The 16,169-nt window shown below is 40.8% G+C and carries 12 protein-coding genes; 8 read left to right on the top strand and 4 right to left on the bottom strand.

Annotation, left to right across the window (positions count from 1 at the left end):
- The 5 genes from ABD985_RS16000 to ABD985_RS15980 form a co-directional block, all read left to right on the top strand.
- Window positions 1-1,963 (top strand): T9SS type B sorting domain-containing protein (locus ABD985_RS16000; RefSeq protein ID WP_345373464.1); only part of this gene is annotated, 1,963 nt, incomplete at its 5' end.
- 12 nt (window positions 1,964-1,975) lie between these two features.
- Window positions 1,976-2,902, top strand: coding sequence for a PorP/SprF family type IX secretion system membrane protein (locus ABD985_RS15995; RefSeq protein ID WP_345373462.1), 927 nt, complete (start codon window positions 1,976-1,978; stop codon window positions 2,900-2,902).
- A 5-nt stretch (window positions 2,903-2,907) separates the two neighbouring features.
- Entirely contained in the window at window positions 2,908-5,136 is a 2,229-nt protein-coding gene (locus ABD985_RS15990; RefSeq protein WP_345373461.1) for an OmpA family protein, read from the top strand.
- Between the two features lie 393 nt (window positions 5,137-5,529).
- Window positions 5,530-6,522, top strand: a complete 993-nt coding sequence (locus tag ABD985_RS15985) for a D-alanine--D-alanine ligase (protein ID WP_345373459.1) — start codon at window positions 5,530-5,532, stop codon at window positions 6,520-6,522.
- A gap of 168 nt (window positions 6,523-6,690) precedes the next feature.
- Window positions 6,691-7,377 carry an SOS response-associated peptidase gene (locus ABD985_RS15980; RefSeq protein ID WP_345373457.1) on the top strand — a complete coding sequence of 229 codons (687 nt, stop codon included), beginning with the start codon at window positions 6,691-6,693 and terminating at the stop codon, window positions 7,375-7,377.
- A 258-nt stretch (window positions 7,378-7,635) separates the two neighbouring features.
- On the opposite strand, the gene hppD is transcribed toward ABD985_RS15980, so the two are convergent.
- Window positions 7,636-8,760 carry a 4-hydroxyphenylpyruvate dioxygenase gene (gene hppD, locus ABD985_RS15975; RefSeq protein ID WP_345373455.1) on the bottom strand — a complete coding sequence of 375 codons (1,125 nt, stop codon included), beginning with the start codon at window positions 8,758-8,760 and terminating at the stop codon, window positions 7,636-7,638.
- 521 nt (window positions 8,761-9,281) lie between these two features.
- Between hppD and ABD985_RS15970 the strand changes: the two genes are divergently transcribed.
- Window positions 9,282-10,166: a helix-turn-helix domain-containing protein gene (locus tag ABD985_RS15970; RefSeq protein ID WP_345373453.1), complete on the top strand. Its 885-nt coding sequence runs from the start codon at window positions 9,282-9,284 to the stop codon at window positions 10,164-10,166.
- A gap of 134 nt (window positions 10,167-10,300) precedes the next feature.
- Entirely contained in the window at window positions 10,301-11,809 is a 1,509-nt protein-coding gene (ilvC, locus tag ABD985_RS15965; RefSeq protein WP_345373451.1) for a ketol-acid reductoisomerase, read from the top strand.
- 458 nt (window positions 11,810-12,267) lie between these two features.
- Here ilvC and ABD985_RS15960 read toward each other — a convergent pair whose 3' ends face one another.
- From ABD985_RS15960 to ABD985_RS15950, 3 genes are all read right to left on the bottom strand, one after another.
- Window positions 12,268-13,458 (bottom strand): aspartate aminotransferase family protein, encoded by a 1,191-nt coding sequence (locus ABD985_RS15960; protein WP_345373449.1) that lies wholly within the window; start codon window positions 13,456-13,458, stop codon window positions 12,268-12,270.
- A gap of 145 nt (window positions 13,459-13,603) precedes the next feature.
- A complete protein-coding gene (locus tag ABD985_RS15955; RefSeq protein WP_345373447.1) occupies window positions 13,604-13,990 on the bottom strand; it encodes a hypothetical protein in 387 nt (128 codons plus the stop codon).
- 66 nt (window positions 13,991-14,056) lie between these two features.
- A complete protein-coding gene (locus ABD985_RS15950; RefSeq protein WP_345373445.1) occupies window positions 14,057-14,509 on the bottom strand; it encodes a hypothetical protein in 453 nt (150 codons plus the stop codon).
- Between the two features lie 207 nt (window positions 14,510-14,716).
- On the opposite strand from ABD985_RS15950, the gene ABD985_RS15945 reads away from it, so the two are divergent.
- Complete coding sequence (locus tag ABD985_RS15945; protein WP_345373443.1) at window positions 14,717-15,970, top strand: pyridoxal-dependent decarboxylase; 1,254 nt, start codon at window positions 14,717-14,719, stop codon at window positions 15,968-15,970.
- The last annotated feature ends 199 nt before the right edge of the window (window positions 15,971-16,169 follow it).

Raw genomic sequence — 16,169 nt, 5'->3', positions numbered from 1 at the left:
TGACAACTGTGGTATCGCAGACAAGACAATTGATCTAAGTGACTTTACTTGTGCTTCAGTAGGGGACCATACGGTAACGTTGACAGTAACGGACGAAAGTGGAAACACGGCGTCGGGTACGGCAACAGTAACCGTAGTGGATCGTATTGCTCCGGTATTGACTTGTCAAAATTATACGGTGACCTTGGACGCTTCGGGTAATGCCACGGTTTCGGTAGATGATCTGATAGAGAGTGTTAGCGATGCTTGTGGAGTATCCACAAAAGTAGCAAGTCAGACCAGCTTTACGACAGCACATATTGGTGCCAATGAGGTGACGGTTACAGTAACGGATATTCACGGTAATGAGTCTATTTGTACAGCGACTGTAACGGTAGTGGATAACAGTGATAAAACGGCTCCAGAAGCCATTTGTCAGGACATTACAGTGGAGTTGGATGCGGACGGAAATGTGAGTGTAACAGCCGATCAAATTGATAATGGTAGTTATGATTCCGAAGGAGAAGTAACCTTATCCATCGATAAAACTACTTTTGACTGCAGCCATATCGGTACGACTCAGGTAGTAACGTTGACAGTAACGGATGAGGCAGGCAATACGTCGACTTGTACCGCTAACGTGATGATCGAGGATGTAACGGTTCCAACAGTGATCACCCAAGATATTACGGTGGAATTAGATGCTGGCGGAAATGTGAATATTACAGCAGATCAAATTGATAATGGCAGCAATGACAACTGTGGTATCGCAGACAAGACAATTGATCTAAGTGACTTCACTTGTGCTTCAGTAGGCGATCATACGGTGACGTTGACAGTAACGGACGAAAGTGGAAACACGGCGTCGGGTACGGCAACAGTAACCGTAGTGGATAATATTGCACCAACAATTGTTTGTCAACCGGTAACCATCACGTTAGATGAAAATGGCAATGGGGTAATTGACATCACGCAGGTGTTGGCTTCTTCTGAGGATAACTGTGAGGTTGATCAGCAGTCAGTGAGTCAGACCACGTTTACCAACAGTGATCTTGGTGAAAATACGGTAACCATAACGGTGACGGATATTCATGGTAATACATCCACTTGCGAAGCTATTGTAACAGTCATCGAAGATAAAGAGGTAGAAGTCGAAGAAGATGGAGAAGTGAATATAGAAGTGGAAGATGAGATTGTAGAGATTGAAGATCCTGAAAATGGTACGGTGACTGTCGAAGAGGATGGGTCGATCACCTATACGCCGGATGAGGACTTTGTAGGAGAAGATGACTTTACCTATACGACTCGTGATAGTGAAGGGAATACAACAACAGTGACTGTTGTCGTAAAAGTATTACCGAAGAATGAGCCGCCAGTGGTAGAGGATGCTGAAGTAACCATCTCAGAAAATTCACCGGTAGGATTGGAGGTACATACTATGGTCGCAAAAGATGAAAATTCGGCAGGAGAGGATGCTACGGATGAGTTGACATACGAGATTATTGATGGAGATCCTGATGCAATCTTTACGATTGATCCTATCACAGGAGTGATTACGGTAGCAGATAACTTGTATTTGGATTATGAGAGAACACCGGTACATGAGTTACTTGTTGAAGTCCTTGACTTGGAAGGTGAACGAGCGACAGCTGTGGTGATTGTAAATGTGGAAAATGTTGCAGATGTGCCAGTAACACCTAAGAAAGGAGTCTCTCCTAATAATGACGGAGTGAATGATACTTGGTTTATAGAGGGAATTGATGATTATCCGGACAATATCGTCAAGGTATACAACCGCTGGGGAAGTCTGGTATTTGAGACCAAAGGGTATAAGAATGAAGGAGGTAATGCCTGGGATGGCATTGCGAAGAGTGGTTTGATGACTTCTCGAACAGGAGTACCTGATGGAACCTATTTCTACTTCATTGACCTGAATGGAGATGGAAAAAATATTAAGACCGGTTATATCGTCATAAAGCGCTAAACAAACCTGAAAATGAGATTTCTTAAATTAACCTTAACGATCATAGTATGTTTTTGGGGATTACAATACTCTGCTGCACAGCAGCAGAGTATGTTTACCCAATATATGTTTAATGCCTTGGCGATCAATCCGGCCTATACCGGGACACAGGAAGCGATCGTCGCTACGGCACTTGCCCGACAACAATGGGTAGGGGTGGATGGAGCTCCTAATACGGAGACGTTTTATATCCATTCTCCAATTAATGAAACTAATTTGGGACTTGGCTTTTCAGCAATGCATGACCAAATTGGAGTGTCGAATCAGTATGGAGTATTTTTCTCTACTGCTTATCGTCTGCCTTTGGGGGATGGTAAGAGACTTTCCTTTGGCCTGCAAGGAGGGTTGTCTTATTATGGCGAAAACTTATCACAAGTAGTAGCCGATGATCAAACCTTTCTTTCTGGAGACCTTAGTAGTTTTCTGCCTTCCTTTAGTGCAGGATTATATTACTACACCAGACGGTTTTATGCAGGAGTTTCTATTCCTCAGCTGAATAACTTTTCGGTGGATACGCCCAATAGCTTGTTGAGTGCAACTACTAAGTTGGTTCGACATTATTTCATTGCTTCAGGGTATGTATTCGATATTAACAGAGACCTTCGTTTAAAGCCAAATATTCTGGTTAAAATGGTACCAGGGGCACCTTTAGAGGTAGACCTAAATGCCAATTTATTGATTAAGGATACTTTCTGGGTAGGTTTGTCTTGGAGATCATTGGAGTCGCTGGATTTGATTACGCAAGTCAATATCACGAAGAGCCTGTCTTTTGGTTATGCCTATGACCTGGCATTAGGTTCTCAAATTAGTCGAATGGGTTCAGGATCCCATGAAGTGATGGTAAGCTATCGCTTTAGTCTGGACAAAACGAAGTTTATTACACCAAGACATTTCTTTTAGTGAAAATGAGAAAGAATATTTATTTGGCAGCAGTATTACTGCTGTGTAGTCTGCAACTTGCTGGACAAGGGTTGGATTCTCCTTTCCAAAAAAGAGAAGTGAAAGGAGATAAGGCTTTTGAAGAACTTGCTTATCCAAAAGCCTTGAAACACTATGCTGTAGCGGCAAAGAAAGATACCTTGAATTCCTTTCTGCAGGTGAAGGTGGCTGAATGTCACCGATTGCTGGGGAATACAGAAGAGGCCGCAGTTTGGTACAAGAAAGCAATCATACTGAATGATTCTTCCTTAACCCCTAACACCTATTATAATTATGCGGAAGTATTGACCAGCAATCGTGCGTATGAACAGGCAATCGAGATGTATCGTACCTATGAAGGGATGGTGGAGAACGAGGCTTTTGTAGAACATAAGGTACAGGCGCTTTCTGCGATGGATAACTTCTATCAAGAAGCGGAAGGAGTGGATATTGCATCCATGCCTTTCAACACAGAAAATGCAGAGTTCTCTCCCACGATTTTTGGGAGTGAGGTGCTATTTTTATCCAATCGTTCCAGTAAAAAGCTCTTTGAAAAGAAGTATGAGGGAAATAATACTCCTTTTTTAAACTTCTACCACACAACTCCGGAGTCTAAGGATGCGAAGGCTTGGGAAAAAGATTTCAACTCTCCATATCATGAAGGTCCTGCGGTATTTTATGATAATGACAGTAAGGTGGTATTTACACGGAATAATTATGTGCATGGTAGAGTAGGGAAGGATAAAAAAGACGTTTCTCGTTTATTACTTTTTGCTTCCAAGAAAGAAGAAGGTAAATGGTTGGAGCCAGAACCATTACCAGCGCCTTTCAATCCTAAAGGGATTTCAATGGGGCACCCTGCATTGACAAAGGATGGACAGACGTTGTTCTTTGCCAGTGATCTGGATGATGGAGAAGGATTGACAGATTTGTATAAGGCCGAGTTTACCGGGGAGACTTGGGGGAATATACAGTCTTTGGGAGAGTTGATTAATACCGAAGGCAATGAGATGTTCCCTTTTATTCTTGAAGATCGCTATTTGTGTTTTGCCAGTGACGGTCATCCCGGAATGGGAGGATTGGATATCTTTTGGATTGATCTGACCTCTGAAGAACCGATGATTCATAATATGGGAGTACCGGTCAATACCAATAAAGATGATTTTGGTGTGCATTTCACTTCCTACAAGAATGGTTATTTGAGTAGTAATCGTGAAGGAGGTATGGGAGATGATGACGTATATGAAGTTTCTTCAGAAGAGTCATTTTTTCACTATCAACTGAGTGGAACCATTACCGATGAGATTACGGGAGAACCATTGCCTAATGCGAAGGTAGTGGTGAAAAATAACCTTCAAAAAGTAGTAGCAGAGCTACAGACTGATGAAAATGGGTATTATCATACACAGGTTGATCCATCCCGTAGCTTTTTGGTGTCGGCAGATAAAAAGGCATTTATTTCTCGCTCCAAGCAGAAAGGGATGAGTGAAGTGGTGGGTCGTAAATTAACGATTGATATAGCCTTGCCATACTATATCAGCCTGTATGCTAAGATTGAGGAAAAGAAGACACAGCAACCCGTAAGTGATGCAAAGTTGATATTCAAGGATCAGCATACAGGTAAAGAGCAGATGCTTTTACTGACAGGAGAAAAAGGGGATATACATCGTCCTTTGCCACAGTATGAGGTGGGAGATACCTTGAACTTTAAAATCGCACTACAGAAAAAAGGGTATCTTGGAAAGTCCTTTGATTTCTATTACGAGATCAAAGAACCCGGTCGTATTGATATGCAAGAGGTGTTGGACAAGGTGGATATGAATATGCACAAGATTGATGTAGGTACAGATATCGGTGAGCTATTGGGAATTGGAGATATCTATTTTGATCTAAACAAAACGACCCTGAAGGATGAGTCTAAGCTGATGTTGAACAAGGTAGTGGATGCTATGGAGAATACCCCTGGCTTGAGTATCAAGATTGAAGCACATACAGACTGTAGAGGAAACGATAACTATAACCTACGATTGTCTAAAGGAAGGGCGAAATCTACGATGGATTACATCATTGATAATGGGATAGTGCAAGAGTTATTGGACTCGGAAGGTTTTGGGGAAACAAAACCTCAAATTATCTGTAAAGATGATTGCTATAACTGTACGGAAGAAGAGCACACTAAGAACAGAAGGGTACACTTCCTCATCACGGGTATGTAGCCGGTGTTGAGGCCGCTTGCGCGGCTGGTTGAGTAGCACTATGTACTGTTGAGTTTCACCTTCGGTGAGTTGAGGAATGTGGTTCGACCTCTTATAAGGACTTCATGTTTGATGAGTTGAAAAATATACCTTACCACCTTTTATGAAGATAAAATTCACCGAAGGTGGAAGTGCTCATTCCTCAATTCATCGATCACCGAAGGTGATAATCCCGGTAGAGATCGAACCATATTTCTCAACTCACCGAAGGTGAAGCTCAACAAAGTGAAGCTTTACTAAACAATTTCAACAAAAAAGAGTGACAATCTTAGAGGTTGCCACTCTTTTTTTTGTTCATTTTAAATGAAAAAATAGGATACAGATATATATTAGCGATTCAAATACTATAATCTAATGAAAAAGAATGTTGCGGTAGTGATGGGAGGCTACTCTTCTGAGTACGTAATCTCCATGCAAAGCGGTAATGTGATTTATAATCACGTTGATCGTGAGAAATTTACACCATATAGAGTGGTGATTGAACGTAAATCCTGGTATGTATTACTGGAGGATGAAACCAAAATAGAGATCGATAAGAACGATTTCAGCTTTATACTGGATGGAGCAAAGGTTACGTTTGATGTCGCTTATAACGTGATTCATGGTACTCCTGGAGAGGATGGTAAGTTACCAGGGTATTGGGATATGCTAGAGATTCCATACACCTCATGCGCTCCTTTTGAGGCTGCTTTGACATTTAATAAAAGGGAATGTATTGCGGTAGCAAGACAATATAATATTCCAACAGCTGAATCGGTATTCTTGTCTGCAGGTGATCAGTACGACACACAAGAGATTATCGATAAAGTAGGACTTCCTTGTTTTGTGAAGCCAAACAGAGCGGGATCTTCCTTTGGAGTGTCTAAAGTAAAAGAGGCAGCTCAACTGCCAGAGGCGATTGCGGTAGCATTAAAAGAGGATAGCCAAATCTTGATCGAGAGCTTCTTGGATGGTGTGGAGGTATCTGTAGGAACCATGAAGAAGGAAGGAGAGATCTTTGTATTCCCGATGACAGAAATTCGTACTGAAAATGAATTCTTTGATTTTCAGGCAAAGTATGAGGGAGGAGCACAAGAGATTACTCCTGCAGAAGTTCCAGACAATGTAACACAGACTGTGAGAGAGTTGGCAGCCAAAGTATATAAGGCGATGAACCTAAGAGGAATTGTACGTACGGATTTCATTATTGTGGATGGAAAGCCAAATATGTTGGAAATCAATACTATTCCAGGAATGTCTACAGAAAGTATTTTACCACAGCAGGCTCGTTACCTAGGAATTAGTCTAGAGGAACTAGTGACTTTTGCTTTGGAAAGTACTTTGCACGATGCCGTATCCGTTTCTTAAGTGTTGAATCGTTGATTCGTTGAATTTCACCTTCGGTGAGTTGATTCGACCATTACATGGCGTGTGAACTGTTGATTGAAATATGTACTGATACTCATATAACATATCAACTCGAATCAACGAGCGAAGCTCAATTCAACGAATCAACGCTTCAACAAGTTTAATCTTATGTGTGGAAGATATACCCTAACCAAACCCGCCCAAGAAGTCAAAAAGCGTTTTCATCTAATACCAGAGATGGAAGCTTCTTCGTATAATCCTTTTTACAATGGAGCTCCTACACAATTACTCCCCGTCATTTCAAATACTGACTCTTCCTCATTAAGCTATTTCCGGTGGGGGATAATACCATCCTGGGCAAAGGAGATAGGGACTGCCAGTACATTTAATGCCCGGTCAGAATCCGTGCTGGAAAAGGCATCTTTTGAGAAGGCCTTTGAACAACATCCTTGCTTGGTGATTGCCGATGGGTATTATGAGTGGCAAACGCAGGGAAAGAATAAATTACCGTTTCGAATTACCTTGAATAGGGGAGAATTGTTTGCGATGGCAGGAATATGGGATAAATGGATTACACCCCAGGGAGAAGATTTATATTCTTTTTCCGTGTTGACAGTTCCGGCTAATTCCAAATTATCTTCTATCCATGAGCGTATGCCTGTGATTCTACCAGTGGAAAGGGAAGGAGATTGGTTAGAGGAAATGTCTGTAGAGGAACGAAAAGCATTTTTGCAGTCAGCTCCCTCCGAATGGTTTGACTATTACCCTGTTAGTAGTAAGGTGGGGAATGTTCGTAATAATGATGTGTCTTTGATTCAACCCATCCAAAGAGGAACGCAAGGTAGTCTATTTTAACCAAATAGTGGATTGAACGCCAAGTAAACTTATAGTTATGTGCTACTTTTAAGGGGTTTAAGGAAGAAGGATAAAGGATTATTATCCATAAGCTCCTTATTCTTTTATCCTTCTTCCTTCCTCCTTTATCCATTTGGAAGTAGTACCTTGTGTGATAAAAAAGAAAGCACGGCCGTAGCCATGCTTCTATATGCTAATAGGTAGTATGTGGTAATATATGGTGTTTTTCTATTATGAAATAGATTTCAAGTGCTAAGATCACAGATTTCCCCTTCTTGCTTGCTCTCTCTCAATAGCCTCAAACAAAGCCTTAAAGTTTCCTTTTCCAAAAGACTTCGCCCCTTTACGCTGAATGATCTCATAGAATAGGGTAGGGCGATCTTCTACTGGCTTAGTGAAAATTTGTAGTAAATACCCCTCATCATCTCTATCTACCAGGATATTTAGGTCTTTTAGAGGCTGTAAGTCTTCATCAATTTCTCCTACTCTGTCTAAAAGGTCATCATAGTAGTTACTTGGGACATGAAGAAATTCTACTCCTCTTTTTCTTAGTTCACTAACCGTTCCAATAATGTCGTCAGTGGTTAGTGCAATATGTTGTACGCCAGAGCCATTATAGAAATCCAGGTATTCTTCAATCTGAGATTTCTTTTTTCCTTCAGCGGGTTCATTGATTGGAAACTTGATATATCCATTGCCATTGGAAACCACTTTGGACATAAGGGCTGTATAGTCTGTGGAAATATCCTTATCGTCAAAGGTCAATAATAATTTGAACCCCATAACGTCTTCGTAAAACTTCACCCATTTATTCATTTCACCCAGTTCAACATTACCAACACAATGGTCCACATACTTAAGGCCCACTGGCTTGACTTCCATAAGGGATGTTCTCGCTTCGTATGTCGGAAGGAAAGGTCCTAAGTAATCTCGGCGTTCTATAAAGGTATGGATCGTATCTCCATAGGTTGCGATGCTGGAAGTAACTACTTTCCCGTGCTCATCTTCTATTGTTTTCGGCTCATGAACCGCCTTAGCACCTCTCTTCACAGTTTCCTGAAAGGCTGAGGTAGCATCGTCAACCCAAAGTGCCAGAACTTTCACGCCATCTCCATGTTTTTTAACATGTTCAGAGATAGGGTTATTGGCACCTAACGCCGTGGTAAATACAAAACGTAGTTTGTCTTGCTGCAATACGTAGGATGCACGATCCTTTACGCCAGTTTCGGGGCCAGCGTAAGCAATCAGCTTAAAGCCAAAAGCGGTTTGGTAAAAGTAAGCTGCCTGTTTGGCATTGCCTACATAAAATTCTACATGGTCAGTTCCTTTGATGGGTAGGAAATCTGTTTTTTCACTGTGTTCAGGTTTCATGGATGTTGTCATGATCGGTTAGTTTAATATGGTGTTGGTGATATAGAGAAATGTTTCCCCTTTGTTAATAATAACCTCAGAAGGATATTTATAATTTACGGTCTATAAAAGTATCCTTAGTGAGGATGTAAGATTCTATAAGAACTTTAGTAGATCGGTAGGATTTTTAATCCACACATTACATCTTTGTTTAGGCTCCAAGTCCTCACAATATAAAAGGAGAAAAAAAAGAGTACAAACATGTAATACTATTCTCTAAAGGGTAATAAAACAGAAGATAGTATTTTTTAAAAGAGACATTTTTACCGATAATTTTTTTGCTGTTTCTGCTTGTTTAACCTTGTTTTATTGTTGATTTATAGAGAATTATTACTTGTGTGGGCTACTTGTTTTTAAAGTAGTATCATGATGTAAGGAGCGTGTGTTCTTACATTCATATGGAGTATAACTATAACAAGCTCTTAAGAGAAGGTAAGGATTCCTTCTTTATACAGGGTTTTACCTAATGATTATTATTTTTAAACTAAACTAGCATGAAGGATTTTATTCCGACCTATAGCCTGGATAACTTTAATCGAGCGTCTTCTTCCAAGAAGGCTTCTTATCAGGTGGAGGTATTCGATGCCAACAGACATTTTAAGGTACAGTACCCTCATCGACATGATTTTTTTGAAGTGCTTTTTCTGACACAAGGTACCGGCAATCATATTATTGATGATAAAGTATATGCCATTACCCCTCCGTGTATTTTCTTTCTTAGCCCAGGACAGGCCCATAAGTTGGAGTTGTCAAAAGATATCAAAGGGTATATCTTTCTATTTACATCGGAGTTTTACTTACTACACAAAACCAATAAGAATAAACTATTGGAGTTGCCATTCTTTTTTAACGTACAACATGAGAATGCACCTTTGTTAATTTCCTCTCCCAATGATCTGAGTTTTATTCAGATGTTATTTGAAAAAGGTTGTGAGCAAATTAAACAAGGTACAGACGAAATAGAGATTATGAATTCTCTGCTAGACCTCCTGTTAAACTACTGTAACCACATCTATCCCAGAGAGATGAAAGAAATAGCTTCTTCTAAAGGACAGTTATTGGTCAGGAAGTTTCGACAACTTATTGAGGAAATGTACCATACGAATGCCGGCATACAACAGTATGCAGACGCATTGAATATCACCCCTAATCATTTAACCCAAACGGTAAGACAAGTGACTGGGCGAACCTCTTCAGATCTCATAAAAGATAAGATGTTACTGGAAATCAAGCGATTACTTATTCATACAGATCTAACAGCAACAGAAATAGCTCATCAATTGAACTATAGTGATCAGTCTTATTTTACCAAGTTCTTTAAAAAGGCGACAGGGGTAACGCCTACCGAGTTTCGAAAGAAATCCATGAAAAGTACCTAAACTACCATCAATTAAACAATTTTGAAACAAAGGAATTGATCACCTTTGCTTAAGATCAAAGAAGAAAAGTGTAGAGAGGCGATTTTTAAGAAAAGAAATTAAACTGTTTTCATAACAAATAAAGAATAAAACACATGGCAAATTATTTTAACACATTGTCGCTTAGAGAGCAATTACAGCAATTGGGTACAGCTGAATTTTTGGATAACTCAGAATTCGATAAAGGCGTAGATGCGTTGCTAGGCAAAAAGATTGTTATTGTAGGTTGTGGTGCTCAGGGTTTGAACCAAGGCTTGAACTTGAGAGATTCAGGATTGGATGTATCTTATGCGTTAAGAGCACAAGCAATTGAAGAGAAAAGAGCTTCTTGGAAAAATGCGACAGACAATAACTTTACAGTAGGTACTTATGAGGAGTTGATCCCGTCAGCAGATTTGGTAATTAACCTTACGCCAGATAAGCAACATACAGCGGTAGTAAACCAAGTAATGCCATTGATGAAACAAGGAGCAACACTTTCTTACTCACACGGTTTCAATATCGTAGAGGAAGGAATGAAAGTTCGTGAGGATATTACGGTAATCATGGTAGCTCCTAAGTGTCCAGGTACAGAAGTAAGAGAGGAGTACAAAAGAGGATTTGGTGTTCCTACGTTGATCGCAGTACACCCTGAGAACGACCCAGAAGGAAAAGGATGGGATCAGGTAAAAGCATATTGTGTAGGTACAGGTGGTCACAGAGCAGGGGTATTGAAGTCATCTTTCGTAGCAGAGGTGAAGTCAGACCTTATGGGTGAGCAAACAATTCTTTGTGGTTTGTTGCAGACAGGTTCTATCCTTTGTTTCGACAAAATGGTTGAGAAAGGATTGGACGCAGGATATGCAGCAAAACTAATCCAGTACGGATGGGAGACTATCACAGAGGCATTGAAGCACGGTGGTATCACAGGGATGATGAACCGTCTATCTAACCCTGCTAAGATCAAAGCATTTGAGTTGTCTGAGGAGTTGAAAGACATCATGCGTCCATTGTTCCAAAAGCATCAGGACGACATCATGAGTGGTCACTTCTCTAGCACAATGATGGCTGACTGGGCTGCAGATGATAAAGATCTATTGACTTGGAGAGCGGCTACAGGTGAGACAGCATTTGAGAAAACGGCAGCAGGTGAGGTAGAAATCGCTGAGCAAGACTACTTCGAGAATGGTGTATTGATGGTAGCAATGGTAAAATCAGGAGTAGAGCTAGCATTCGAAACCATGACAGAGTCAGGGATCAAGGCAGAGTCTGCTTACTATGAGTCATTGCACGAAACTCCATTGATTGCCAACACGATCGCTCGTAAGAAACTATTCGAAATGAACCGTGTGATCTCAGATACTGCAGAGTATGGTTGTTACCTATTCGACCACGCATGTAAGCCACTATTGGCGGACTTCATGACAAAGGTTGATCTAGATATCATCGGTAAAGCATTTATCGAAGGCAAAGGACTAGGAGTAGATAACCAAGAGCTGAACAAAGTGAATGATGCAATCATCAGTCACCCAATCGAGGCAGTAGGTAAAAAACTTCGTGGTGCAATGACTGCCATGAAAGCAATTAGCCTAGAGACTGCTGAGAAAGAAGCAGTATTGGCATAAGCGCTAGCGTAAGATAGAAATTAACGGTATACAGGTACGGCCTACATCAATTCCATTGGTGTAGGCCGTTTTTTTTGTTCATGCTGTTGAATTGAGCTTCGCTCGTTCATATTGTTTAGTTGATTGTTTAGCGAAAGTGGATGTAGATGCTTGCCTCACGGCAAGCATGGCACGTGGCCAATAGTAATACTACAGCCTGGTCAAGGAGTTCAGCTTTTCAGCGAGGTACGAGCGAAAAGCGCTCCTTGACCAAGCGGTTTACCACTGCCGTTTAAGAGAGATTAGTGTAAAATAGCAAGGTCCCAGAGCGATGCTATACAAGAACAGGACTACCTGAAAAAAATCATTCTTCCTTGTATAGCATCTGAACGCTGGGACCAGGCGTTGGACTATAACTTCTGAACTATCAGAGTGAGTAAATAATTGAAAATTGAAAATGAATCATTGAAAATTAAAAATTAACTCCCCACTTCATCAATCGCTTCCAAAATAACCTTACAGGCATATCGGATTTCTTCCTCTGTAATCACCAAAGGAGGGGCGATACGGAAGGCATATGGCGTGGATAGGAACCAATAGGTAATTACACCTTTTTCAATACAACGCATCACGACCTTGTTGACTAACTCAAAGTCTTCCATGTCAATCGCAAACATAAATCCCTTGCGGCGGATTTCTTTTACGGCAGGGTGTTTCCCTAAAAGGTCTTCAATCAATTGCCCTTTTTGCTCAACGTCCTCGATCAGGGTTTCTTCCTGTAGTGTTTTTAGGGTAGCGTTAGCTGCGGCACAACATACCGGATGACCACCAAAGGTGGTGATATGTCCCAGAATAGGGTTGTGAGAAAGCGTTTGCATCATTTCCTTAGAAGAGATAAAAGCGCCCATGGCCATTCCTCCCGCCATACCTTTTGCGATGGTCAATACATCAGGGACTACATCGAAGTGCTCAAAGGCAAAGAGCTTTCCAGTACGGCCAAAACCAGTTTGGATCTCATCAAAGATCAAGACGGCTCCCACTTCATCGCAGCGTTGACGAAGGGCTTTCATATAAGCTACATCAGGAATACGAACTCCTGCATCTCCCTGTATAGGTTCTACAATCACACCAGCAGTCTTTTCCGTGATATGCTGTAGGTCTTCCATGACATTAAAGTCAATGAAACGTACGTCTGGAAGCAAAGGACGAAAAGCAGATTTCTTCATCTCATTTCCTGAGACACTCAGAGAACCATGCGTATTGCCGTGATAAGAACGGTTAAAGCTTACCAACTCTGTTCTTCCTGTATAGCGTTTAGCGAGCTTTAGGGCTGCTTCATTGGCTTCGGTACCAGAGTTGACAAAATAAGTACAGTTTAGGTTATCGGGAAGTGCATCTACTAATCGTTTGGATAGATCGGTTTGTGGTTTTTGCACAAACTCTCCATATACCATCACAAAAAGGTATTTGTCTACTTGTTCCTTGATGGCTTGGACCACATTAGGGTGACAATGTCCCAAGTTATTGACGGAAATTCCGGAGATTAAATCCATATATCGTTTACCATCAGGGCTGTACATGTAGACGCCCTTGGCATATTCTATCTCTATTCCCAAAGGATATGGGGAAGTAGGGGCTTGTAGCTCCTCAAAAATCTCTCTGTTGTTCATGCTACCTTTCAATTTTTTGCAAAGGTAACTTTAAAGGTAAAAAGTAAAAAGTAAAAGGTAAAAAGGTAGGGGCGACTCTTGTGGTCGCCCGTCATCAGAGGTGAAAAAGCGACTCCATGTGGTCGCCCGTTATTTGACTGTTTTCCTAAGCTCTCTTGATATTTAGGCAAAAGGAAAGAAAATCCTTTTTCATATCCCGATACAGTTTATTGAAGCGATACATTCGATTCCCCATCTCGGACTGATGTCGGAACAATCGCTTCGTAGCTCTCTGAGGGTTTTTACCTACTTCCTCTGCAAGTTCATGTTCCTGAATCTTGATATCATGATAGAGTTGGTCTATCACTTCCTTTTGAACGATAAACTTGTTTTGAATCTGCTCCAGTCGGGCTTTCATACGACTGCTTTTGATTCTTTTAGCGAGCTTTTCCAATCGAGCTTCATAGCGATTGACCTGTTCCTTAAAAAAGGTTAGCTCTTCCATCCACTTAAGATGGTAAAGGTGAAGGGTGTTGATATTAGAGGTGCTCATAAGGGTATAATAGTTAAGTGTCTATATAAGATGTATTTAGAGTATATAACAGAAGGCGTCACATTTTTAATAAATCGCCTCAATTTTTATATCTCGGTCATTCACGGTGAGGGTATCTCCAGGTGCCAATCCCAATACTTTTTCATAAACAGGAGCATCATGAGCGATTCCCAATAGTTTTTTATCCTGATAGGTGATTGGAGTAAAGGTCGTTCCAACGATCAAAAATTTATCGACAGTCTCTATGATGTTGCCTTTCTTGATGTGACCATTTCCAGAGGTGCCCCGACTCAAGCTTTTGATTTCTTCCAAGTGTAAGGCAAGCTGATCAATGGTTTCGTTGCTTAACGTAACATTAGCAATCTCAGTTTCCATATTGCTTTCAATAAAGTCCGTAGAAGTATCATCATCATGGGTAATATCGGAGATGTCTTCTTTTTGCGTATTGCGGAAAGCAGAAAGCCTTTCTTCAATACTTTGAATCAGGAATTGGTAAATTTCTTCTCTTCGACTTTTCATGGATTTGGCTGACTAAAATAACCGAATATATCTATCTACTTCGTGAACGTGTACCAATGTTGAATAGTTTCTCCCAACGCATTTCTATAATAGATGACCATAGTATCCAATTTGAGTTGATCCCCATCATTTTTTAAGGAGGTCTTCTCGTTGAAATTGGTGATCATAATTAACAAACGTACGAATAACACATAAAAGCTGAATGCCATGAAAATTCAAATGACCTATTGGAAAAAACGCTCTCAGGATGAAGTGGCGAGTGAAATCAAGTCTGCACTGCAAAACAATGTTGACTTCGCTAATACCCCTTCATTAGGGTATCCTGCTTCTCGACTAGATGAAAAAGTATTTACCAATGAAAACCTATACCTAGGGAATATGCCCGTACTTCAGGCATATATGGCCAACCCCAATCATATCGGCTGCCATACCTTTGGTACCTCAGAGTATGCTTCCAAAGGAACACAAGCTTTGGAAAAGGAACTGCTCAACATGGTTGCCTGTGACCTGTTTAAGATGAAGGAGGGAGATTATGATGGTTATGTTTCTTCCGGAGGGACAGAAGCGAATCTACAGGCAGTATGGATGTATCGCAATTACTTTTTGAGAGAGAAAAATGCAAACCCATCAGAAATTGCCATTATAGCATCAGAGGATTCTCACTTTTCAATAGCCAAGGCTGCTAACCTACTGATGCTGGATTACATTCAGATTCCAGTGCATACAGAAGAGCGTTCCGTGAAAGCATCGGCTTTTGAGGCCTTGATGAACGATGCCTTGATGAGTGGAAAGAAATATTTCATCGTCATTTCCAATATGGGAACAAGCATGTTTGGCTCGGTAGATAATCCTGATATCTATACTAACTATATGCAAGAGAGGGGGCTATCCTTTAAACTACATATTGATGCTGATTTTGGAGGATTCATTTATCCTTTCAATGAATTGGAGAATCATATTGATTTTAATAACCCACATATCAGCTCTATTGCGGTAGATGCACATGAAATGCTACAAGCACCTTTTGGTACAGGAATATTTATCTGTAGAAAAGGCTTAATTGAGAATGTACTGGTGAATGATAAGTCTTATGCAGATGGGGTGGATCTAACGGTTTGTGGAAGTCGTTCAGGAGCTAATGCAGTTGCTTTATGGGCTATCCTAAGTACCTATGGGCCACATAAGTGGTATGAGAAAATCAGTATTTTATTAATGCGAACGGACTGGTTCTGCAAGCGTTTGGATGAACTAGGTATCAAGTACTATCGTGATCCTCGCATGAATATCATCTCCATTCATGCGGAATATATCACCAAGGAGATTGCAGAACGTTTTCAGTTAGTCCCTCAAAAGAAAGAAATCAACAACACATGGTATAAGGTACTCATCATGAGTCATGTGGAGATGGAGCACCTGAAAGAGCTGCTGCTAAGTCTTGAGGAGCAGGCGATGATTTCTTAGTGGTTTATCGTTTACCGGTTATCGCTTATCGTTTAAGAAAATGTTGCCCCATGATTGCCTATTGTTTCTGGTTCAAATAACTTTCTTAACCGATAACCGATAACCGATAACCGATAACCGATAACCGATAACCGATAACCGATAACCGATAACCGATAACCGATAACCGATAACCGATAACCGATAACCGATAACCGAT

It is taken from the genome of Algivirga pacifica, from assembly GCF_039543525.1.
Lineage (GTDB): Bacteria > Bacteroidota > Bacteroidia > Cytophagales > Flammeovirgaceae > Algivirga > Algivirga pacifica.
Note: the sequence above shows the minus strand (reverse complement) of the source record. Positions and strands in the feature narration are given on the sequence as shown.

Coding starts and splice junctions, on each gene's coding strand:
- ABD985_RS15995 (WP_345373462.1), top strand. CDS start 1,976: ATGAGATTTCTTAAATTAACCTTAACGATCATAGTATGTTTTTGGGGA.
- ABD985_RS15990 (WP_345373461.1), top strand. CDS start 2,908: ATGAGAAAGAATATTTATTTGGCAGCAGTATTACTGCTGTGTAGTCTG.
- ABD985_RS15985 (WP_345373459.1), top strand. CDS start 5,530: ATGAAAAAGAATGTTGCGGTAGTGATGGGAGGCTACTCTTCTGAGTAC.
- ABD985_RS15980 (WP_345373457.1), top strand. CDS start 6,691: ATGTGTGGAAGATATACCCTAACCAAACCCGCCCAAGAAGTCAAAAAG.
- hppD (WP_345373455.1), bottom strand. CDS start 8,760: ATGACAACATCCATGAAACCTGAACACAGTGAAAAAACAGATTTCCTA.
- ABD985_RS15970 (WP_345373453.1), top strand. CDS start 9,282: ATGAAGGATTTTATTCCGACCTATAGCCTGGATAACTTTAATCGAGCG.
- ilvC (WP_345373451.1), top strand. CDS start 10,301: ATGGCAAATTATTTTAACACATTGTCGCTTAGAGAGCAATTACAGCAA.
- ABD985_RS15960 (WP_345373449.1), bottom strand. CDS start 13,458: ATGAACAACAGAGAGATTTTTGAGGAGCTACAAGCCCCTACTTCCCCA.
- ABD985_RS15955 (WP_345373447.1), bottom strand. CDS start 13,990: ATGAGCACCTCTAATATCAACACCCTTCACCTTTACCATCTTAAGTGG.
- ABD985_RS15950 (WP_345373445.1), bottom strand. CDS start 14,509: ATGAAAAGTCGAAGAGAAGAAATTTACCAATTCCTGATTCAAAGTATT.
- ABD985_RS15945 (WP_345373443.1), top strand. CDS start 14,717: ATGAAAATTCAAATGACCTATTGGAAAAAACGCTCTCAGGATGAAGTG.